We start from the raw sequence: 22,206 nt of genomic DNA, 5'->3' as shown, positions 1-22,206 counted from the left end.
TGGCAGAACGCAGGCCGAGTATCAGTGGGCGGAGGCCGCGGTGCCGGACATGGCCCCCTTGTCGGGCTTCGTGAACCAGATCAACGGAATGATGGCGGCGAAGATCACGCCTGAAATCCAGAATATGTCGTTTAGGCCGAGCATGATGGCTTGCGTGTTCAGGCTGCGCTCGAACCAGGCAATGGCTTGCTGGGGGGATAAGCCAAGAGTGGACTGGATCGAATTGATGGCCGCGCCATACAGTGGGTTGTTCGGGCTGGCCTGCTCCACAAGGCGCGCGTGGTGCAGCACGGCCCGGTTGTTCCAGCCGGTCGTGGCCAGCGACGTGCCCACTGCGCCACAGAACACCCTGACGAAGTTGGACAGGCCGGCGGCGGCCGGCATTTTTTCCGGCGGCAGGCCCGACAGGATGATTGCCGTCAGCGGGACGAAGAACAGCGCGGTTGGAATGCCTTGCAGCAATGTCGGCAGTACAAGCGTGAAAGTGTCTACGCCGATGCTGTACTGCGAGCGCATGAAGAACACGCCGGCAAAGCCGAGGAAGGAAAGTGTGGCGAGGACGCGCAGGTCCGACCTGGGCAGGATCTTGCCCACCACCGGCGCAAGCAGAACGGCAAAGATGCCCAGCGGCGCCATCGCCAGACCGGCGTCGACGGCGGGGTATGCCAGGTATTGCTGCATCCACTGAGGCAGGACGACCAGGTTAGCAAAGAAAACGGCGAAGGCCACCGAGATGGCGACCGTACCGGTCAGGAAATTGCGGCCCTTGAACAGGCGCAGGTCGACGATCGGATTCGCTTCGGTCAGTTCCCAGATCACGAAGAAAAGGAAGCTGAGCAGCGCGACGATGGCAAGGGTGACAATGACCGGCGAGCTGAACCAGTCCAGGTCCTTGCCCTTGTCGAGCATGATCTGCAGCGACGCTACCCAGGTGATGAGCGAGGCCAGGCCCACGAGGTCGATCGGCAGCTTGCGCGTCGGCGTTTCGCGGTCACGGTAGATCGCCCAGGTGACGGCTGCAGCGAACAGTCCGACAGGGACATTGATGTAGAAGATCCACGACCACGAATAGCTGTCGGTCATCCACCCGCCCAGGGCCGGGCCGGCGATGGGCCCAACCGTGGCCGTCATCGCCCACAGCGCAAGTGCCACGGCATTCTTCTCCTTGGGATAGGAGGACAGCAGGATCGATTGCGAGAGCGGAATCAGGGGGCCCGCTACCACGCCCTGCAATATGCGCGCGGCCAACAGCATGGCCAGGTTGGGTGCGATGCCGCACAGCCACGACGACAGCACGAACATGAGGATGGCACCCACGAACAGGCGGATCTGGCCGACGCGCTGGGTTAACCAGCCGGTCAGCGGTATTGCCACGGCGTTAGCGGCGGCGAACAGTGTAATGACCCAGGTGCCTTCGTCCACGGAGACGCCAAGGTTGCCGGAAATCGTCGGGATCGCGACGTTGGCGATCGACGAGTCCAGCACGTTCATGAAAGTGGCGAGAGCCACGGCGAAGCTACCCGCTACAAGTTTGGCTCCGGTCAATGGGATTGGCACGAGTGTGGTCTGGGCTTGGGACTGCATGATGCGTTCGCGGGTTGGATGTGACGAGTGATATAACCGTTGCGTCAGCTCTATGAGCAGAGGCAGGCCATTGCCGGAGCGCGCTGCCTATGCGGCTGGCGACTCGGCGCGATGTGCTGACGCGCCTGGGGCCGCTTGCATACTGCGCCGTGCCGGGTGGGGTCCGGCCTTCTGCTTTTGTTGCGCCGCGTGTTCAGCCGCCAGTTCCGCGCTGGCTGTACCGTTACGGTTCTGCGAGACGATCCGCGCGATTTCGCGATCGGCTTCCTCGCCGAAGCGCTGGAACACGTCGGTGCGATAGGTCGTGCGGTACGGCGCTTCGTTACCACTGCGGCTGCCACTCGCGAGGCGCAAGCCGTCTTCCTTGCGCGTTTTCACGTCGATCTGCATCGACAGACCGATTTGCAACGGATGCTCGCGCAACTCCGCCGGATCGAGCTGAACGCGCACGGGCACGCGCTGCACCACCTTGATCCAGTTGCCGGTGGCATTCTGCGCGGGTAGGGCCGAGAACGCGTTGCCGGTGCCGGCCGAGAAGCCCACCACCTTGCCGTGGTAGGTCACATTGCTGCCATACAGGTCGGCATGCAGTTCAACCGGCTGGCCGATGTGGATGTGCTGGAGCTGAACTTCCTTGAAATTGGCGTCGACCCACACGCCGTCGAGCGGCACAATGGCCATCAGCGGGTTGCCGGGGGCCACGCGCTGGCCAACCTGCACGGAGCGGCGCGCCACGTAGCCGGTGACGGGCGCGGGAAGTGTGTTGCGAGCATGGGCCAAGTAGGCTTCCCGCACTTTGGACGCGGCGGCCAGGACGCTGGGATGGTCGGCAACGGTGGCCTGGTCTGTCAGTGTATGGTTGGAGGCAAGCTGCTGACGCGCGGTCTCGAGCGCGGCTTCGGCGGCCTTGAGTGCGTCGCGGGCGTGGGCGACGTCTTCGGCGGCCACCGCACCGGATTCGACAACCTCGGTGCGGCGGCGCAGATCGTCCTTTGCGCGAGCGAGGTCGGTCTGGCGCTGCTGCACCGTCGCGGCCAGTACATTGTTGTTGAGATAGAGCGCGCTAACTTGCCGCACGGTCTGGCCAAGCGCTGCCTCGGCATTGGCGAGCGCAATCTTTGCATCGGCAGCGTCGAGCGTGACTATGGGCTCGCCGGCCTTGACGATCTGTGTATCGTCGGCGTTGACTGCTACCACCGTGCCGCTCACTTGCGGCGTGAGTTGGATCAGGTTGCCATTGACATAGGCGTCATCGGTTTCCTCGTGGAATCGAGCCACTGTGTAGTAGTACACGCCGTAGCTGGCTGCCGCGAGCGCTGTGGTTAAGCCGACCAGGGCAAGCAGGTGCTTGCGGGTGTCCTTGCTGGCGGGCCGGGTGCCGGCGGTTGACTGGGCGCTGATCTGTTCAGCGGCGGGGGCGGAATTGGTCGTTTCGTGCATGGCGTCACCTGTTCGTGTTCACTGAAAGCGGAATCAGCGGGCGAGCGCCGCTTGTCCGGTCGAGTAAAAGGTATCCGTATAGCCGCCGCCCAGCGCAGCGGCCAACGCGACCTGCCGGTCGCGACGCGTCATGCGCAGGTTGGCGAGTATCTGCCTGCTGGCCAACGCGTTGGTCTGTGCATTCAGCACCGTCAGTTGCGTGGTCAGGCCAGCCTTGTATTGCGCCAGCGCCAAGGTCAGAGCGCGTTGCGCGGCGGTATCGGTACGCACGGCATTGTCGATCTGCGTGTCGATAGCACGGATGTCCGAGAGTTGCGTGGCAACATCGGTCAAGGCATTGACCAGAGTCTCGTTGTAGTTGGCCACGGCGAAGTCGAATTCGGCATAGCGGCCCTTGAGTTGGGCGCGCAGTGCTCCTCCGTCGAAGATCGGCAGGTGAATCGCAGGCCCAAACGAGGCGGTGCGACTGGCGGCCCGCAGGAAGCGGCCCCAGCCAAAGGCATCGAGGCCGATCATGGCGCTCAGGTTGATGTCCGGATAGAACTCGGCCTTGGCCACCTTGATGTCGTGAAGGATCGCGTCCACGCGCCAGCGCGCGGCGACGATATCCGGGCGCCGCGAAACCAGATCGGCCGGCAGGTTGTCGGGTAGGCGGACGTCGTCGCCGACTTCGAGGGCCGGACGGTCGATCGCCATGCCGCGGTCCGGGCCCTGTCCGAGCAATGCGCCCAGCTGGTAGCGCGTGCGCTGGATGCCGCCGGCTAGCGAGGACAACGCAACTGCGCTTGCGGCCAGGTTGGCTTCCGCGGTGCGCTTTTCGACCTCGGTATCCAGGCCCATGGTGACGCGCCCGTTGGACACGCGCAGCACTTCGCGGCGCTGCTTCACTTCATCCTTGGCGATGTCATGCAGCGCGTAGAGGCGCGCTAGTTCGTTATAGGCACGGGCAATTGCGCTGCTGAGTGCCAGCTTGACCTGTTCCGCCTCGGCCTCGCTGGCACGCAGCGCGGACACCGCAGACTTGAGCGCCTCCCGGTTTTTGCCCCACAGGTCGAGTTCATACGATGCATTAATGAAGCCCTTGTTCTCGGACTGCCACGAGCCAGCGAAGGGGGGCGGTATCAGCGTACTTTCCGAAAAGCGCTGGCGCGTCCAGGAGTAACCGGCACCCACTTGCGGCAATGTGTTGGCGTTGGCGCCTTCGCTGAACGCGGTAGCGGCGGCCACGCGGGCACGGGCCTTTTCGAGCGAAGGGCTGCCGATCAGCGCCTCGTCGATCAGCGCTTTGAGTTGCGTGTCGCCGAACTGGCCGGCCCAGTCGGCTGAGGGCCAGCGGCCTTGCTCGGCGGGGATGCTCTGCGTGGTGGCGTAGCTGGTGGCGTCGGTGATGTGCTTGTCGCTCTTGATGCCGGCATAGTTGGCACAGCCGGCCAACGCGGCGACCATCAGCGCGGAAACGGCGGGTCCGGCGAAGCGGCGCGCTCGATGATGGCGCTGCGATGCGACGATCAGCAGATCGCGGCGCGAGGGAATCGTTGTCGACATGCTCATGATCCTGCTCAGGTGTTGTGTCGAATGGCAAAGAGCCGCCCCCCGGTCGCGTGCGGACCGACGGATCGTCTCTCTTGGAAAACAGGGAGCGCGGCAGGAACACTGCGGTGGAGTCATTCCTATCCGCAGAAGATGCACCGGCGTTGCCGGTGCCTGCGCGAACGGCTCTTCTACTTCACCGGGGTCAGGATCGGTGCGCCCTTGTTCTTGAGCAGGAAAACGACAAACCTGGCCGGCTGCGTGGAACTGGCATTACGTCCGACGGTATGGATGTCGTTGCGGCCCTTCGTGGAACGTATCGCCAGCCTTGAGCGTCACCTCCTTGCTGCCCTTAACCCCCATGACGATGCTGCCCTCGATCACATAAATGAAGGCGTGCCCGTGGTGACGGTGCACGGGATCGACACTGCCTGGCGGATACTCCACGACGATCATCTGGGCTTCCTTGCCCGGATATTCGGGCAACAGCTCCGTGGCCAGCGGCGTGACTTTGGCCTCCGGCTCGGCGACTGCCGGCTGTGCAACCAGCAGGCACGACAACATCAGGGGTGCCGCAATCGAAATGACGCCCCTTCATGGCATTACTCCAGATTGGCCTTGTCGAGCCCGAACATTTTGTCCAACGAGCCCGGCACCATGCGAAACGCTACGTTCAGGCGATTCCAGTTATTGATCGCGCCCACGAGGAACGTGAGATCTGACAGCTCCTTTTCGGAATACTGAGTGCGTACTCGTTCGTAGATATCATCCGACACGCCTTGGGCGGGAAGCTGGGTCAACACCTCGGTCCATTCCAGCGCGGCGCGCTCGCGCGGCGAGAACAGTGTCGACTCGCGCCAGACCATCACGTGATACAGGCGCAGTTCGCGCTCGCCGTGGATCTTCGCCGTTTTGATATGCATGTCGACGCAAAATGCGCAGCCGTTGAGCTGTGACGCGCGAATCTCCACGAGTTCGCGGATCTGCGACTCGATAGTCGTTTTCGCAAACAGCGCGCCAAGCTCCACGAGCTTTTTTGTCAGTTCCGAGGAGTGCTGAAAGTAGTTGAGGCGTTGCGTCATGATCTTTGTTCCTGAGCTGGAGGGGTTGTGTTCGCCGAACCTGCGTCGAACAATTTGCCGCAGGACCTGCTTGGGATGCATCGTAGCCGTCCATCGGGGGGGGCAGTAGTACCGGCAAGGTGCGCACTCTGTTGCCGCTTCGACACCAATCTGTCCGCCAGGCATTGAAGATAACCACGAACTTTTACCGCAGTCGATGGCATGCATCGAGGTCCAATGCTCAGCCCGAAACCGTGACAACGCTGCGTATCCCCTCACGGGCCATCTTTGCATACGGGCAGAGGCGCTCCGTATTGCGAACGAGCTCTTCCGCGACATGCCTGTCTACGCCCGGCATACGGACGCTAACGTCGGCAATCAGGGCATAGCCCCCGTCCATAGGATCGCGGCCGAAAGAGACCTCGACCGCAACCGTTGCCCCTTGGATATCAATCCGCTCGCGCTTTGCCAGGAGACTCAGCGCCCCATGAAAGCAAGCGGCGTAGCCGGCGGCAAAAAGCTGCTCGGGATTGGTGCCGCTTCCCGGCCCGCCCAGCGCGAGGGGCAATCGCAGATCGAGGATGAGGTTGTCATCGTCGGATCTCGCGACGCCCGATGCACGGCCGTGTCCGGACTCTCCCCCCGACACCGTGACCGTTGTCGTATAGAGCGCAGTGAATCCTTGCCCCCGGTACTTGTCGAGCAACGTAAGGGGTGGAGGTTGCAATCTCTCGTTGTCCATACGATATCCACCAGGCGCCTGTTGACGAATATTGCATGCTAGGTAAAAGCATGAGACCGCACCAGATCGGCTCGGGACGCACAGTGTTTCCAACTTTGCATCAATCAGACGCTGCGCAGGCAGCCTACATCGGCCTTGGTGCTGGAGAAGGTCGATCAAGGTGGGGTTGGCTGGCAGAAGATCGTAACTTGGCGCCTTGTCGATACACCTTCAGGCGGTATTCGCGGGGGCAGAGTCCGAAGTGTAAAGCCACGCATATCCGCTCTTTGCTGCCAAAGCCGCACTCCCTCGCAACCAGGTCCATCGGTTGGATTGCGCCCTGGAGTAGAAGCCGCGCGTCTTTCGGCGAGAGTACTCGACGACGTTAGCGGGCGTATGCGGGCTCTTATGCCAGAGTCGTCCGCAAGCTGCCTGCCCACTGGCTTCTGGAACAGTGCCGCAGTTTCACCAATTGGTGTCGAGGAGGAAACAGTGAGTGTTCTGATGCGTATCTACCCAGGTATGGACTTCGTACCTACGATAGTGACTTCAACGGAGGTACGTTGGTGGTGCCTCGCCTTGGAAGCTCTCATGTTAATCGGCTCACAACTTCACCGGCTTTGACCAGCGCAGAATGCAGCATTGAGGTCAGTGCGCTTGCCATTGAGTGATCAACCAATACAGGCCACGGAATTGATGCAAGAAATGGATACGCGTTGATCAATAACAGCAGAACATTTCTGCGCATGGGGTGTGCTTGGTGTCGTGCATTGTTGGCATCTCCGTTATCGCATGCTGGCCAATCTCCGGTATGGCCGCTTCGTCTAGGTTGACGCGATGCGACGGCGGCGAGCGTTATTACGCGATATGAGACCCGCCAGGCGCCTCCGCGCAACCATTTCCTTTCATATGGGAGAATTTGCCATGAAGATCGTCGTAATCGGTGGTTCCGGCCTGATCGGCTCGCGTGTTGCCGCGCTGCTCAGCAAGGCGGGCCACGAGGTGCTCGCCGCGTCGCCGCGCAGCGGTGTGAACACAGTTACGGGCGACGGCCTGAGCGACGCGCTCGCGGGCGCGGACGTCGTCGTGGATGTGACGAATGCGCCGTCATGGGAGCCCCAGGCGGTGCTCGATTTCTTCCGCACCTCGGCGCGCAATCTCGGCAAGTCTGAAGTGGCCGCAGGCGTGCGCCATCACGTCGCGCTGTCGATCGTCGGCGCCGACCGCATGGCGGAGAACGCGTATTTCGCTGCCAAGGTCGCGCAGGAGGAGGGGGTCGAAGCAGCGGGGGTGCCATACACGATCGTGCGCGCGACGCAATTCATGGAATTCATCGGCGGTATCGCGGATTTCAGCACTGAGGGCGGCACAGCGCGCGTCGGCGATGGGCTGTTTCAGCCGATCGCCGCGAATGACGTCGCGAGCGCTCTCGCACAGGTTGCACTCGCTGCCCCGCTGAACGGCACGGTCGAGATCGCGGGCCCGGACCGCGCACCCTTCGCGGACATCGTCGCGCGTTATCTAAAATCAGTGGGCGACGCACGCCCGGTAGTGACGGATCGCGACGCGCGGTACTACGGCGGGCGTGTCGAACAACAGTCGCTCGTGCCGCTCGGCGACGCGCGGATTGGCCGCATCAGTCTCGACCAGTGGCTCGCGCAGGCCAAAAAAGACTGATCCCGGGCTACCAACGACATGTTTCGGGCCAGCGGAAATGATCAATCAGACTCATCGGAGCGCGGCATTCGTCTCAGCTTGCCGAATCGCGCTGACGCGTTGTCCACGAGTTTTGCCGCGAGTTATACAGGCATCATGGCATTCATAGCCGTGGCGAACGAGGGGAGTTTCACCAAGGCCGCCGAGCGTTTGGGCATCGGCAGACCAGCAGTCAGCCGGAACGTCCAGAAACTCGAAGCATTGTTGAGTACGCGACTCTTTTTGCGCACCACGCGCACCACTCAATTGACGAGCGAAGGCCAACGGTTCTTCGAGAACTGTCACCAGGGTGTCACGCACATCGTAGAGGCCATGAATGACATGCTGGAGCTGCGCCAGGGCCCGCCGCGCGGCATTGTCCGTATCAGCTCGACGGTAGGTTTCGGCAGAAAGGTGGTCGCGCCGCTGCTGGAGATATTCATGAAAGCCTACCCCGAGATCGGCATCGATCTGCTGCTCGACGACCGGCCGACCGACTTTGCCTCCGAGAAAATCGACGTCGCGTTCCGCAAAGGCCGCATCGAGGACTCCAGCATCATTGCCAAGCAACTCATTCCGATGCAGATGGCGCTTTGCGCGGCGCCATCCTATGTGGCCACACACGGCCTGCCGCAGACGCTGGACGATCTGAGCCAGCACGAGTGCATCAACTTCCGCTTTTCCAGCGGCCGGGTGTTCGAATGGGAATTCAAGGTCGACGGTCACGTGCGGAAATACATGCCGACTGCCCGTCTCACGTTCAACGATGCCGATCTGGTGCTGCAAGCGGTTCTGGAGGGACGGGGCATTGCACAGATGGCCGGCTACCAGGTCTGCGACCACTTCGCAGCTAACGAACTCGTCATGGCGCTGGCCGGGCATGCCCCCGATGACCGAGGGCACTACATCTGCTACCTCAGTCGGCAACACTTGCCGACTCGCATTCGCGTCTTCATCGACTTCATGACGGAGAAAATCCGTGCACTCGACCTGAATTGTCTGACTGAATTCAATGCGGACAACGGTGTCCGCGGTGGTGGTCGCCTCGCCTGGCCCCTTCATGTTACGGACTGACGCATTGGTGCTAAAGAGGAAACGCCGAGGGGCTCGGTAAGTGCCTACCCCGGGATGACTTCGGTGCTTACCATGCCTTATCGGCATCCGGACGATGCAATGGAGGCGCTATCAGGACAAATCGGTAGGATAGGCGGGCACGGTAAACTGAAATACGGCGCCGCGAGTCATATTCGCGTCCAGCCGTAGCGTTCCGCCGTGCGCTTGTACGATCGAGCGGCATATGGACAGCCCGATGCCCATTCCCCCGCTCTTCGTCGTATAGAACGGCTCAAAGAGGTGCGCGATGTTCTCGGCTGCGACACCCGGCCCCGAATCGCGCACCGCTACAAGGACGGCACTCGGCTCATCCTTGCTGGTGCTAATCGTCAGTTCCCGCGGTCCGTCGTCAACCGTGCTCATCGCTTCAATGGCGTTGACAATCAGGTTCAGCATCGCCTGTTGGAGTTGTACCCGGTCGCCTTGAACGAGTGGCAGGTCCTCTGCAAGCTCCATCTGCACGGAAACGTTGTGTTTCATGGCTTCACCGCGCGTCAGGGTAATGACATCACGAATCGCTTCGTTGATCTGGACACATTCCATATACATCGGGGCATTTTTGACGAGACCACGTATGCGGTTCATGATCTCGCCGGCGCGCTTTGCGTCGTTGGTGATACGCTCCAACGCCAGCCGAACCTCCTCCAAATTTGGCAGCCGGGCGCCAAGCCAGCGTAGACCCGCCTCGGCATTGGCGGCGCACGCGAAGATTGGTTGCTTCAGCTCATGGCTGATCGAGGCTGTGATCTGCCCCATCGTCGTGATGCGGTTTGCGTGTGCCAACGCGGTCTGGATCTCGCGGTAGCGGCGCTCGCTTTCGCGCGCTTCGGCCTCCGCGCGCTTACGTTCGGTCAAATCGAGCACGAATGCGACACCCTGATCCGCGCTTTCATCGAAGCTCGCCACGCCGATCAGCACGGGCACCCGGCTGCCATCCCTTCGGAAATACTCCTTCTCGAACGGTTGCAGTCGGCCAGTCCTCCTGAGCTCTGGCAGCCATTGGTGGACATCGCGCTCCAGCCATTCCGGCGGCGTCAGGTCGATCCAGCGGAGGTGACTGCAGATGAGATCCCGACGTTCGTAACCCAGGATGCGGAGGAATGCGTCGTTGGCCTCGATGATGCGGCCTCCGAGTTCCCAGATGAAGATGCCGATAATGTCGGCGTCGACCAAGCGCTGGATCTTGGCTTCGCGCTCTTCAAGCTGTTGGTTCAGTATCGTCAAGGATTTCAAGTCAGCCTGCAACACGTCGCGGCACATGAGCAGAAGCCTGAGGAAGGGCTCGCAATAGTCGTTTCTCTCTTTGTCAAGCGCGCAAATCGTTCCGAAGATCTCGCCATCGGGCCAACTGATCGGGACACCCAGGTACGAGATCATTCCGAGTTTGATATCAGGGTTCGATTTCCACGCCTCGTCCTGGAGAGCGTCAGAAACAAGCAGCGGTTGGCGCGTCTTCATCACGGTCTCGCAATACAGCCCCGTGTTCAAAGGCGCGGTTTCGGCCGGATCGTAAGGATTCCCTGTGGACTCGCTGGATACGAAGACCTTTATGTTCGGCGGCTCTACTTGCATGATCAGTGCGGAAGGAACGCGCATGATCTCGGCGAGCAGATTGACAATCTCTTGCCACTTCTTGACGGTTTCGGGCGGTATAGGGATGGAATGCAGCATGATCGCTATTGCGCTGAGGAAGGATTGACCTCATCGAATCCTGTTCTCACGACAGGTGCCGGCTCCATTGCCGCATCCCGCAGTGCAGATCGGGTGGCAGTCTCCAAAGTTGAGCGCCTATCTCGGCTTGAATGGTAGTCCTTGTTCTGGCCGATTGCGACATGACCTTGGATTCCCATTTGGTACGTTGCTTCTCCCCGATGTGGCCTTGTCCCATTAGACGGCCCGAACAGTGTCGAAACGGGCACCTCTGCGGCACTTCTGGCCCTCGCACTGCGCGGCAATCAGGACGGATCGGACCGATAGGCGGGCACGGTGAACTGAACGATCGCGCCGCGCGGCAGGTTGGCGCTGACCGACAGACGACCGCCATGCGCATCGATGATCGAACGGCAGATCGACAGCCCCATTCCAAGACCGGTGGGCTTGGTTGTATAAAAGGGCACGAAGGCGTGATCGGCACTCTGCGGAGCAAAGCCAGGCCCCGAATCACGCACGGTGACGAGCACGCACCCGGGTTCCGCAACCCCTGAGCTGATAAGTAATTGCCGCGTGCCGTCGCTGACTTCGCGCATCGCCTCGAGCGCGTTGATGATGAGGTTCAGCAGCACTTGCTGCAGCGCGACGCGGTCGCCTTCGATATCTGGCAAGCCGTCCGAGAGTTGCGTCCGGACCGAGGCACCGCTCTTGGCGGTCTCTCCCCGGGTCAGCTCGATCACCTCGCGGATCGCCTCGTTAATGTCCACCGGCTCCTTGCGCGGTGGCGCCTTCCTGACCAGCTCGCGGATACGGTGCAGCACATCAGCGGCCCGATTGGCATCCTTGATGATCCGCCCAAGCACCTGTCCGACCTCGTCGATGTCGGGCGGCCGGGCGCTCAGCCAGCGCAGCGCGGCCTGGGCATTGGTTACCGTCGCAGCGATCGGTTGGTTGACTTCGTGCGCGATCGAGGCCGTGAGCTGCCCCATGGTGGCGAGGCGGGTAGCGTGCGCGAGCTCCGTCTGCACGTCGCGATAGCGCCGCTCGCTCTCGCGGACCCGTTCTTCCGCCTGCTTGCGCTCGGTCAGGTCGAGGACGAACGCGACTCCTTCCTTTCGGCTGTCGGCGAACGTCGCCAGACCGACGATGACGGGTACGCGGCTGCCGTCCTTCCTGATGTACTCCTTCTCGAAGGGTTGGGCGCGGCCCGTCTGCACCGCCTGCGCCAGGGCCTGTTCGCTGTCCTGGCGCGATTCCGGGGGCGTCAGGTCTATCCAGCGCACGCGACCCGAAACCAGATCCTCCCGCTCGTATCCCACCATGCGAAGGAATGCGTCGTTGGCTTCGATGATGTCACCGCCGGCATTCCAGACAATGATCCCGATGATGTTGGCATCGACGAGGCGCCGGATCTTGCCCTCCCGCTCCGCGAGGTCACGGTACAGGCGGGCATTCTCCAGCGAGCTTGCGGCCTGCGAAGCCACCAGCTTCAGCACGGCAATCCGGGTCGGGCTGAACGCGCAGGCCGTCAGGTTGTTCTCGAGGTAAAGCGCGCCCGTGAGCTTTGCCTGGTTGATCATGGGCATGCACAGAATGGATCGGGCGCGGCGCTGACGGATGTAGGGATCTGCAGCAAAAGAAGGCTCGGACGCGGCATCGTCGAGAACGACACTCTCCCGGGTACGCAGAACGTGGTAGAGAATCGACTCAGGCAGCATCTGCGCGCTTACCGGCTCATCGCGTAGCTGCAGATCGATGGCATCGCCGCCGGTCGTTGCCTGCGCTGCGATCCGCTGCTCGGCGCCGTCCGCCAGGATCAGTAGGCCGCATTCCGCGCCGGCCTGCTCGATAGCCGTGCGCATGACCATGGCGATGAGCTTGTCCAGCACGATGTCGCCCGAGGCGGCCTGCGATACCTTGAGCACGGTGGCGAGGTCCAGGTGCTCGACCGGCGTGGCGATCGTGCTCGTCGGGCCCGGCGCGGTCTCTTCCGTCCTCAGGAACGGATAGCTCTCCTCGAGTTGCCGCACCTTCCCTTCGGCGCCCCACCGCAAGTAGCCGTAGCGGGCGTCCTGCAGATACACACGGGCGATCTTCGCGAGACTACGTGCTGAATAGAAGCGGGACGCGAGTTCGTTGGCGAGCGCCTCAATGTGGACAAAGCCGCTGTCCTGCGCTGCGCGGATGGCCTGCTCGTAGCGCTGTTCGGCATCTACCACGTTGCCTTGGACGCGGGCGATCTCGGCACCGACGAGCATGGCGCGGTCCGCGAAGTTGTCCGGACAGTGTTGCGCCCAGACCTCGATCTGGTGGTGGTGCGCAGTCATCGCATCCAAATGCTGCGCCCGCTCGCTGGCGGGCGCGAAGTCACACCGGGTGGCGTGAGCCAACGCGCTGTAAAAATGATACTCGGCTTCCTCAAAGAACGACGTGGAGGTCCAGAGCAGCGGTTGCGCCTTCGCTGCGGCTGCCAGGGCTGCCGCATAGTCGCCGGCGAGATAGTACGACTGCAGTTTCCGGATCCAGTACCAGCACTCGGCCAACGCCAGGTCAGGGCAGCTCGCCAGATGGGCTTCGGTGTCAAGCTCTGCGAACTGTCCGTCATCAAAGCACCCGAACCTCGGTGTCAGGCCGCGTAGCATTCGGATGAGCGCGAGCTGCGTGGTGATGAAGTCGATGACAAGGCCGAAACGCACCTTCTTGGCGTAGGCAAGACCCTGTTCTGCTTCGCGCTGTACCTCGGCCAGCGACTCGCCACCAAACAGCAGGTCGGAGTTGAGGCTATTGCCGGCGTAGGCACCATACGGCAGGTCTCCGATCCGGTTCGCCGCGGTAAAGGCGCGACGCAACAGTTCCCGGCAGGTCCGCACGGGTTTCAGCCAGCGCACGACAAAAATCGAGAAGCACAGATAAGTCTTGGCCTCAAAGCGCTTGAGTCCGCGCCGGCCGACGAGCTCGCACCCGAGCAGGCCGAACCGGTATCCGGCCTGATAGTCGCCGAAACGCCGCCCCGCGACCCGGCAGACGTTGGCGTAAAGCACGCAAGAGGCATCGCAGTTGCCATACTCAAGGCTGAGGCTGACCGCCTTGCAAATCGTCAGGCAAGCCAGGTTTGCATCGGTCTGCAAGGCCGGCGCGAATAGCTTGCTCAGTGCCTCGACGGTCCCAAGGGTGGCCGCGTCCTCCATCAGCGGCAAATCGACCAGTTCCTCGATGGTTCGATCACCCAACTGCGACCAGATGCGATCGTATTCGCTCCGCACGTCCGCATCGTCCGGATGGGGTGACCACTGGATGCCGACATGCTGCAGGTAGGCCAGACAAACCGCGACCGCGCGGTCGCTGCGATCCAGGACCAAGTAGACATCCAGTTGCAGGCATGTGACCAAGGCTTTCTCGACCGTGGTTGTGGCGCGCGCTGACAGCGCCGCCAGGCGCTCATCTGCCACGGACAACTGCCCCGTCAGGAATTCGCATTCGGCCCGGTTCAGCTCCAGCGCAAACATCAGGCCGTGCCTGCGCGGCCAGCAATCGCCGTCCAGCAGTTCCGCACCGCTCACCAGATAGGTGAGAGCCGATGCATAGGCAGTGGATGCCTTGGCACGCTGGCCGGCGAGGAGGTTGAACTCCGCCAGTTGCTCCCGTTCATGCTGCGCGGTGATCAGAGCGGCGCCGCGATTGAGTTGGCCAACGATCTCGAAAATTTCCTCCTCTCGATTCTCCGGGGGGGTCTGCGCGGCGAGCAGGCGCCCGATGCGCAGATGGGCCTCGGTGCGCGAGGTTTCAGGGATCAGTGAATATGCAGCTTCATGGACCCTATCGTGGACAAAGGCGTAGCAAGTGTCCTGTCGCTCGACTAGCTGCTGGCGGGTCGCCTCCCACAGCGCCGCGTGGACCTGCGCCGGCGGTCGCCCGAGAACGGTAGACAGCGCGGCGACCTCGGCGACGTTCCCGAGGCAGGCAAGCTGCTGCAACGCGTGCAGAGTCCCCGCCGGCAGGCGGGTCAGCTTGCCGGCCATCAGGTCCACAACATTATCGGTGTAGCCCTTGGCATGGATGCGGTCTGGATCCCAGTGCCAATGCCTCGCCCCATGATCGAGGGCGAGCAGATCCTCGTCAACAAGGGCGTGCAGGAACTGGATCACGAAGAACGGGTTGCCGCCGGTCTTGTCATGCACCAGGTGCGCCAATGGCTCGATGCGCTTTGGCTCGCATCGCAGCGCCTCCGCGATCAACTGCCTGACGTGCTCGCTGGCGAGCGGCGCCAGCGTGATTTCATCGATCTTGACCCCCGCGTTGCGGATCTCCTGGAGCTTGACCATCAGTGGATGCGTTGCGTCCACCTCGTTGTCGCGGTAGGCGCCGATCAGCATCAGGTGCTGCAGGTCCGATCCGGTCAGCAGGTCTTCGAGCAGGTCGAGCGTCGCGGCATCGAGCCACTGAAGATCGTCAAGAAATAAGGCGAGCGGATGTTCCGGCCGTGCAAACACACTGATAAAGCGCCGGAACACGAGCAGGAAGCGGCGTTGCGCCTGTTGCGGCTCGAGTACCGTGACCGGTGGCGGCTCACCGATGATGAGCTTCAGCTCCGGGATCAGGTCGGTCATGAGCCGGGCATTTGGGTCCAGCGCTTCGAGCAACTCGGCGCGCCAACTCGCCAGCTCCGTGTCGCGTTTGCCAAGCAGCGGCCGCACTAGATTTTGGAACGCCTGCACCAGCGTCGAATAGGGGATGTCGCGCTTGTACTGGTCGAATTTTCCGGACGCAAACAACCCGCGCGGCGGCACCAACACCTTGTGCAACTCGTTGACGACCGACGATTTGCCGATGCCGGAATAGCCCGAGACCAGCACCAGTTCCGGGGCGCCTTTACTGATTGTGCGCTCGAATGCGGCCACCAGCGTGTGGACCTCTCGTTCACGCCCGTACAGCTTCTCGGGAATGAGCAAGCGGTCGGGCGTGCCGTGTTCGTCCAGGGGAAAGTCATCGATGCGGCGCTGCCGGTGCCAGTCGTCCAAGCAGCGCTGCAGATCATGCTCGACACCTGCGGCCGTCTGGTAGCGCTCTTCGGCCGTCTTGGCGAGGAGCTTCATCACGATGTGCGAGACCATAGCCGGGACGGTTGCCTCCCGCGCGCAGGGTGGCGTCGGCATGCGGGCGATATGACAATGCACCCACTCCATGGGATCGGCGGCCGCAAACGGCAGCGTACCGGTCAGCATCTCGTAGAGCGTGACGCCAAGCGCATAGAGGTCGCTGCGCGAATCGATCGAGCGATTCATCCGTCCGGTCTGCTCGGGCGCCATGTAGGCAAGCGTGCCGGCAATGGTCTCTGGCGGCCCGGGCGGCTGACGCTCGCGCGGCAGCCGCGATGTGAGGCCGAACCCCGTAAGGCGCACCTGGCCGTTGGCACAGTTCACCAGGATATGGGTGGGTTTTAGATCCTTATGGACCAGGCCGCGCCGGTGCAACTTGCCCAGCGCCGCAGCGATACAGACCGCGAGCCGCAGGAACTCGCTCACCTCCATGGGGGCGCCGAGCAGACGCGAAAGCGGCTCGCCGCCTGGGTCCTCCAGCACCAGCAGGGTCCGGCCTGCCTCGCGTGCCAACCCCAGCGGGCGCACCGCCCAGCTGCCATCGAGCTCCTCCTTCAGGCCGAACTCGTGAGCGAGGCGATCCAGGCTGGCCGGCAGGGGATGTTCAGCCGCGGGCCGAGCGAGCAGCACGTCCTGGTCGCCGCCGTTGCCGGGCCGCCGCACGCGACAGAAAACGCGCTCCCCATCGTCCCACAAGACCTGAGGGGCGCTACCCATCGGTTCCGGAACCATATGCAGCTCTCCATCCGCCGCACGCTGCCATCAGGCTGCCACCCGACCTGCAATGGAATGGCGACATGAGTCCGATTCAGCCGGGGCAGGGTACACGCCAGAAGCCAACGCCACAAAGGCGACAAGCCTACAGAATACACGGTGGTGACCGCGTCGCCGCCGGTCGTGATGGAAGGGATGGAAGGGATGGAAGGGAGGGCAGGGATGGGCGGGATGGGAGAGCAGCGGCTCGCTTTAGCCAGTGGCCAGGTAACAGATTTCGCCGCCGCCCCGTTCGTGGCGCAACAGGCACTTTGTGATGATTTATCCCTGGCGGACTCGGCCCGATCTGTCTGCCGGGACAGCTGCGGGGCGGGAAGGACAGCTTTGGTGGCGAACCCCACTTATGCAGCCAACTTCTCAGGCGGGCTGTTGGCGACACCTGCATAGATGCCGTCCCGGTAGGCCAGATCGAGTGCGCGGACCTGTTCGGTCATGAAGTCGATGAAGACGCGGATGCGCCTCGGCAAATGCTGCCGGCAGAGGTAGCAGATATAGTGGCCCCGGTCGTCCGGCATATGCGGCGCCAAGGCCATGACAAGCGCGTCGCGCGCAAGGTGCTCACGTACCTGGTATCCCGCCATCTGGGCGATGCCGCGGCCGTCAAGAGCTGCCCGCAAGACAAGATCCTCGTCATTGAACGTCAGCCGGGCGGTCGGAAGATACCTGCGCCGCTGGCCGTCAACTTTGAACTCCCACTCGCAGATACGGCCGCCGGGAAATCGGAAGTTGATACAGTCGTGCTGGCTCAGTGCATCCAGCGTGGCGGGCAGCCCCCGCTTTGCGGCATAGGATCGGGACGCGCAAAGCACCGTCTGCATCGGGGTCAGTTGCTTTGCGATGATGCTGGCATCCTCGATGCGGCCATTGCGGAACGCGACATCGATCTGTTCGGCGGCGAAATCCGCTGGCCGGTCATCCAGCATCAGGTCGACCGCGATATCGGGGTAAAGCTCGGCAAACCTGGAGAGCAGCGGCGCAACCACCTTGCGTCCAAAGTCGACGGGCACGCTGATGCGCAGCAAGCCGCGCGGCGGTCCCTGGCGAAGCTCCAGCATGTCATTCATCGCCTCGACAATATGGGCCACGCCGCGGTTGCAGTTCTCGAAGAACCTCTCGCCCTCCCGCGTCAAGTGTGTTGACCGCGTGGTGCGCAGGAACAGCCGGGTGCTCAGCTGCATTTCAAGCTTCTGCACGTTCCGGCAGACCGCCGAGCGGCCGACCCCTAATCGTTCACCGGCCTTGACGAAGCTTCCCTCCGTCGCGACGGCCATGAACGCGATGATTCCCGTGTAGCTTGTCGCGAAGCATGCTGACAAGTCGTCAGCGGGAGTGGGCAAGCCAACGCGAAAGCCACGCTGCGAAATATCCGATTGGTCCATTGCTGACTCCCACGCTTGCTCAGGACGCTTGCGAACGCACTGCGCGATCGCATTGCCCTAGAGCAAAGGGTAGCTGGCGGGCGCCGCAAAACCATTCTACGGAGCGGTGGCGTTGATCCTACGTAGGCGTCGAGCGCTCATACTCGGGTATAACGCAGCGTGAGAGTGGAGGCCGGAAGTGCAGCATCCATTGCGCAGGACTCTTCCTGATCGTGGACTGAGGTGTCCTATACGTTCGTATGATTCCCAGGCGCTGTCATGGGAATTATGCTTGGTATCGTAGTGCTACGCCGGTACCCTCTGGGTCATGAGAGGAGCGTTGGCTGCGTGGCACGCAATTCCCGAACGTCGAGGGCCGGTCTTTTGTGTTCCGCTCAAACAGTTTCGATTGTGGACGACGATGAGTCCGTCCGCCTCGCGACGGCGAGCCTGGTACGCTCGCTCGGCAGGCCTGCACGGCTGTTCGCGTCCGCGGAGGAGTTTCTGGCGTCCGGCCACATCGCCGAGACCTCATTCCTGATCTCCGACGTGATGATGCCCGGCATGTCGGGCATCGCGATGCACGACCGCATCCTTGCGCTCGGATACGCGCCGCCGACCATCTTCATAACGGCATTCCCGGGGGACGACCTGAAGGCCAGGGCCGTGGCGAACGGCGCGCTGGCTGTTCTGGATAAGCCGATTGATGCCGACGCCATTGCGCATTGGCTCAGCACCGCGCTGGACCGGCCATAGCGGACAACGACCGGCGGGATCGCCGCTTTCCGCTGGCGCCAGACTCAAGATGGCTTCTTCGGCTGCGGATTGACGCCCAGCGATTCGGACATCCTGACAAGGTCCGCAACGGATCGCGCCGCCATCTTTTTCATTACCTGCCCACGGTGGATTTTCACGGTAATCTCGCTGAGATTCAGCTCGGCGGCGATTTGCTTGTTCATCAGGCCGGCTACGACAAATCCCATGACCTCGCGTTCACGCGGCGTCAGCAAATGCAAGGCGGCACGCAGCGCCGCAATCGACTGTTCGGCCGCAAGACGCTCACCATCGCGCGTCAGCGCATTTGCAACGGCGTCGAGCATGTCCTGGTCGCGAAACGGCTTTGCGAAGAAATCGACGGCGCCCGCTTTCATGGCCTTGACCGACATCGCGATGTCGCCATGCCCGGTCATGAATACGATCGGCATGTGCACGCCGCTCTTCGCGATCTGTTCTTGGAAGGCAAGGCCGCTTTCGCCCCGCAGCCTGACGTCAAGAATCAGGCAACTGGGCGCGTCGTATTTCGGGAAAACCAGGAAGTCTTGAGACGATTCAAAGGTCTCTACCCGTAGCCCGACCGAGTGCAGCAGACCGCACAGGGCGAGCCGCATCGACTCGTCGTCGTCGACCACATAGACCACGGGCTCCTTGCGGTCGTTTGGTTTTTGGGCCGATGTCGAATGCGACGACGAACTCATCTTGCCTCCTTTTGCCGGCCGGCACCATTCCGGGCAGCGCCCGCTAATCACCGTAGGTAGTTTAGATGATCAGAACGGGCCAAATAGTGGCGCCCTCCGCGGAAGCCGCCGAACCACCAGGTCGCCCCAGGAGACGGATAGCTCACCTGAAAAATCCCAAAAAAAGCGAAAATCATTCATTCTCGATGGGCGTCGCATCGCCATGCGGGCTCGTTGGCCGTGCGACGATGCTCATAGTATCGCCGTGGATATACCCGAGTATGAGGGGGCGACGCCTATGTAGGGGCAGCAGCAGCCGTCCGTAGAATGGGCTTCGTGGCACACGACGCCTACCCTTGGCTCATGGCCGGTGCAATCTCGCAGTGCGACCGCACCACGCCGGGGAGCAAATCCGAAGTTACGCAGTGAAGTCTTTTCCCGAGGAGGACCCTCCCCGGCGGGATCCCATTGTCTTCAGTCAGGCAACGGTGACCAGCGCGTCGGTGGGTTTATCCATGAGGTCCGCTAGTGATACGGAATTCATTGCATTCAAGCTATTAGCCGCTCGTCATGGAAACTCTGTATTTTGATCAGTTCACAGCGTCGCCAGCGTGGGCCAGCGCGGACCACCATATCGAAATCGGTGCCCATCTGATTACCGAGCGCGATGGCTACACCCACCACGGCATTTATGCGGGAGAAGGACAAGTCATTCACTATGGCGGCTTTGACCGTTCCGCCAAGCGCCGTCCCATCGAATACATCCGGTTGCGTGGCTTTGCGGCAGGAAAGGGCGTCAGCATTCAGGCTGATCCCGATGCCATTTACGCCGGAACGGAAGTGGTGGAAAGAGCTAGGTCCCGCCTGGGCGAAGACAGGTATCAGGTCCTGACCAACAACTGCGAGCACTTCTGTACATGGTGTGTGTCAGGCGCCGGGCGTAGCGAGCAGGTATATCGATGCGTGCGGAACCCGTGGCTGGGGCTCAAGACGCTCTTTACGCTCGCACGGGGAAAAATCCGTGCTTATCATGAACGCGTACGGCGTATATGGACTTCAACCCAACAGATGAACACGAAAACGAGCACTTGACACGGTCAATACATATCAGTCCACGGTGGCACCGGTATCCCGCACAATCTTCCCAAGTCGCGTAGTCTCGCTGCGGATCAGCGCGCCGAATGCCTCAGACGTGCCGCCGACCACCGGCGTGCCAATCGCCTCCCAGCGCGCGCGGAACTCCGCATCCTTGAAGATTTCATTGATCACGCCGTTGAGCTTGAGCACGATAGCTTGCGGTGTTCCCGCCGGGGCCGCAATACCGTGCCACGCGACGAACTCGAAGCCTGGAAGGCCTGATTCCGCAAGCGTCGGCACATCCGGCAATGCCGGCGAACGGGTTTTGGTGGTGACAGCAAGTGGACGCAGTTTGCTCGCCTTGATATAGGTCAGCGAACTGGCGAGGATATCGAACATGACCGGTACCTGACCACCCAGGACGTCGTTCAGCGCAGGACCTGCCCCCTTGTATGCCACGTGTTGCATCTTCGTGCCCACAGCGGTATTGAACAGTTCCCCGGCAAGATGCTGCGGCGTGCCGTTGCCGGCCGAGGCGAAGCTATACTCGCCTGGCTTGTTTCTGGTCGCGGCAATGAACGATTTCACATCCTTGACTGAAGTACCAGGATTCACTTCCAGCACCAGCGGAAACGCGGAAATCTGTATGACCGGAGCCAGTTCAGTCAGCGGGTTGTACGAAAGTTGCTTGTACAGCGTCGGGTTGACCGCCATCGGGCCACTTGCGGCAAGCAGGATCGTATAGCCATCCGGTGCGGCCTTTGCCACCGCGCTCGTACCGATATTTCCCCCAGCCCCGGGGCGGCTTTCCACAACTACCGGCACCCCAAGCCGCAACTGCATGCTGGCTTGCAGCAGCCGCGCCATCAGGTCCGTCGGCCCGCCAGGCGGGTACGGCACAATAAAGTGAATCGGTTTGGACGGATAGCCTTCAGCCGCCAATGCCACCCCATGCATTCCGAGGCCGGAAGCGATTAGCAAGGCAAGCGAAACGAATCTGGCTGTCTTTTGCATGGTTGTCTCCACCTATCGTCCTTGTTGTTGAGCGGAGTATAAGGTCCCCCGATTCATTCGTTAATTTGTATTTTTCGATCGATTGATCTGTGTTGTCTATCAAAATGCCCACCACGGATTCATCGCGCAGAAGTCGCCAATAGCTGCTATCCAAAACGTGCACAAATGTGCGCGTCCGGTTCCTGCCCCGAACCCCCTGACTGACCAGGCTCGTATCTGACAGGCTTAACTTTCCCGATAGCCCCGGGTAGTGAAATCATTTGTTCAAGGTTTACGCTCGCGTTAAAGTCCCTGTCATGGCGCGTTTCACAGCTTACGCAAGTCCACTCTCGATCCTTTAACGTCAAAGCCGAATTTACCTCGCCGCAGCATGAGCAGCGCTTTGAGCTAGGAAAGAAGCGATCCGCCGTCACTAGTGTTGTCCCATACCAAGCGCTCTTGTATTCGATCTGGCGACGAATCTCCCCAAATGCCACGTCGAGAATGGCGCGGTTCAGGCCAGCCTTTTGACGGACATTTCTTCCTGGTTTGTCGACACTCCCCTTGGCGCTTGCAGTCATTCCCTGCACAGACAAGTCCTCGATGCCCAACGTTTGGTTTTCACGTGCGAGCGAGGTCGTCATCTTGTGCGTGAAGTCA

15 protein-coding genes and 1 pseudogene are annotated in these 22,206 nt (G+C 61.7%); 4 read left to right on the top strand and 12 right to left on the bottom strand.

Annotated features, from left to right (window positions below):
- Nucleotides 1–21: 21 nt before the first annotated feature.
- The 6 genes and pseudogenes from AC1DKV_RS15895 to AC1DKV_RS15870 form a co-directional block, all read right to left on the bottom strand.
- The gene (locus AC1DKV_RS15895) at nt 22–1,584 is read right to left on the bottom strand and encodes a DHA2 family efflux MFS transporter permease subunit (RefSeq protein WP_441620373.1); all 1,563 of its coding nucleotides are present in this window, start codon (nt 1,582–1,584) and stop codon (nt 22–24) included.
- An 87-nt stretch (nt 1,585–1,671) separates the two neighbouring features.
- The gene (locus AC1DKV_RS15890; RefSeq protein WP_441620371.1) at nt 1,672–3,024 is read right to left on the bottom strand and encodes an HlyD family secretion protein; all 1,353 of its coding nucleotides are present in this window, start codon (nt 3,022–3,024) and stop codon (nt 1,672–1,674) included.
- 33 nt (nt 3,025–3,057) lie between these two features.
- Nucleotides 3,058–4,470, bottom strand: a complete 1,413-nt coding sequence (locus AC1DKV_RS15885) for an efflux transporter outer membrane subunit (protein ID WP_441620483.1) — start codon at nt 4,468–4,470, stop codon at nt 3,058–3,060.
- Nucleotides 4,471–4,745: 275 nt separating this feature from the next.
- Nucleotides 4,746–5,118: pseudogene (locus tag AC1DKV_RS15880) on the bottom strand (cupin domain-containing protein).
- A gap of 38 nt (nt 5,119–5,156) precedes the next feature.
- The gene (locus AC1DKV_RS15875) at nt 5,157–5,636 is read right to left on the bottom strand and encodes a carboxymuconolactone decarboxylase family protein (protein WP_441620369.1); all 480 of its coding nucleotides are present in this window, start codon (nt 5,634–5,636) and stop codon (nt 5,157–5,159) included.
- Between the two features lie 220 nt (nt 5,637–5,856).
- Nucleotides 5,857–6,357, bottom strand: coding sequence for an Ohr family peroxiredoxin (locus AC1DKV_RS15870; protein WP_441620367.1), 501 nt, complete (start codon nt 6,355–6,357; stop codon nt 5,857–5,859).
- 903 nt (nt 6,358–7,260) lie between these two features.
- Between AC1DKV_RS15870 and AC1DKV_RS15865 the strand changes: the two genes are divergently transcribed.
- Both AC1DKV_RS15865 and AC1DKV_RS15860 read left to right on the top strand, forming a co-directional pair.
- Nucleotides 7,261–8,013, top strand: coding sequence for an SDR family oxidoreductase (locus tag AC1DKV_RS15865; protein WP_441620365.1), 753 nt, complete (start codon nt 7,261–7,263; stop codon nt 8,011–8,013).
- Between the two features lie 18 nt (nt 8,014–8,031).
- Complete coding sequence (locus tag AC1DKV_RS15860) at nt 8,032–9,105, top strand: LysR family transcriptional regulator (protein ID WP_441620363.1); 1,074 nt, start codon at nt 8,032–8,034, stop codon at nt 9,103–9,105.
- A gap of 111 nt (nt 9,106–9,216) precedes the next feature.
- Here AC1DKV_RS15860 and AC1DKV_RS15855 read toward each other — a convergent pair whose 3' ends face one another.
- The 3 genes from AC1DKV_RS15855 to AC1DKV_RS15845 all read right to left on the bottom strand — a co-directional run bounded on the left by AC1DKV_RS15855 (nt 9,217) and on the right by AC1DKV_RS15845 (nt 18,043).
- Nucleotides 9,217–10,815 carry a GAF domain-containing sensor histidine kinase gene (locus AC1DKV_RS15855; RefSeq protein WP_441620361.1) on the bottom strand — a complete coding sequence of 533 codons (1,599 nt, stop codon included), beginning with the start codon at nt 10,813–10,815 and terminating at the stop codon, nt 9,217–9,219.
- 284 nt (nt 10,816–11,099) lie between these two features.
- On the bottom strand, nt 11,100–16,622 hold the full coding sequence (locus AC1DKV_RS15850) for a trifunctional serine/threonine-protein kinase/ATP-binding protein/sensor histidine kinase (RefSeq protein ID WP_441620359.1): 5,523 nt from the start codon (nt 16,620–16,622) through the stop codon (nt 11,100–11,102).
- A 383-nt stretch (nt 16,623–17,005) separates the two neighbouring features.
- Nucleotides 17,006–18,043, bottom strand: a complete 1,038-nt coding sequence (locus tag AC1DKV_RS15845) for a LysR family transcriptional regulator (protein ID WP_441620357.1) — start codon at nt 18,041–18,043, stop codon at nt 17,006–17,008.
- Between the two features lie 390 nt (nt 18,044–18,433).
- Here AC1DKV_RS15845 and AC1DKV_RS15840 point away from each other — a divergent pair, with 390 nt between their 5' ends.
- Nucleotides 18,434–18,778, top strand: a complete 345-nt coding sequence (locus AC1DKV_RS15840; RefSeq protein ID WP_441620355.1) for a response regulator transcription factor — start codon at nt 18,434–18,436, stop codon at nt 18,776–18,778.
- Nucleotides 18,779–18,822: 44 nt separating this feature from the next.
- Here AC1DKV_RS15840 and AC1DKV_RS15835 read toward each other — a convergent pair whose 3' ends face one another.
- Complete coding sequence (locus tag AC1DKV_RS15835; protein ID WP_441620353.1) at nt 18,823–19,497, bottom strand: response regulator transcription factor; 675 nt, start codon at nt 19,495–19,497, stop codon at nt 18,823–18,825.
- 549 nt (nt 19,498–20,046) lie between these two features.
- Between AC1DKV_RS15835 and AC1DKV_RS15830 the strand changes: the two genes are divergently transcribed.
- Nucleotides 20,047–20,568 carry a lecithin retinol acyltransferase family protein gene (locus AC1DKV_RS15830; RefSeq protein ID WP_441620351.1) on the top strand — a complete coding sequence of 174 codons (522 nt, stop codon included), beginning with the start codon at nt 20,047–20,049 and terminating at the stop codon, nt 20,566–20,568.
- A gap of 15 nt (nt 20,569–20,583) precedes the next feature.
- Here the strand turns inward: AC1DKV_RS15830 and AC1DKV_RS15825 are convergent, their stop codons facing one another.
- Nucleotides 20,584–21,567 carry a Bug family tripartite tricarboxylate transporter substrate binding protein gene (locus tag AC1DKV_RS15825; RefSeq protein WP_441620349.1) on the bottom strand — a complete coding sequence of 328 codons (984 nt, stop codon included), beginning with the start codon at nt 21,565–21,567 and terminating at the stop codon, nt 20,584–20,586.
- A 146-nt stretch (nt 21,568–21,713) separates the two neighbouring features.
- Nucleotides 21,714–22,206 (bottom strand): RNA-guided endonuclease InsQ/TnpB family protein (locus AC1DKV_RS15820; RefSeq protein WP_477137631.1); only part of this gene is annotated, 493 nt, incomplete at its 5' end.

The organism is Cupriavidus sp. 05T41 (assembly GCF_056396525.1).
The sequence above is the reverse complement of the archived record's forward strand: the minus strand, read 5'-3'. Positions and strand labels throughout refer to the sequence as shown.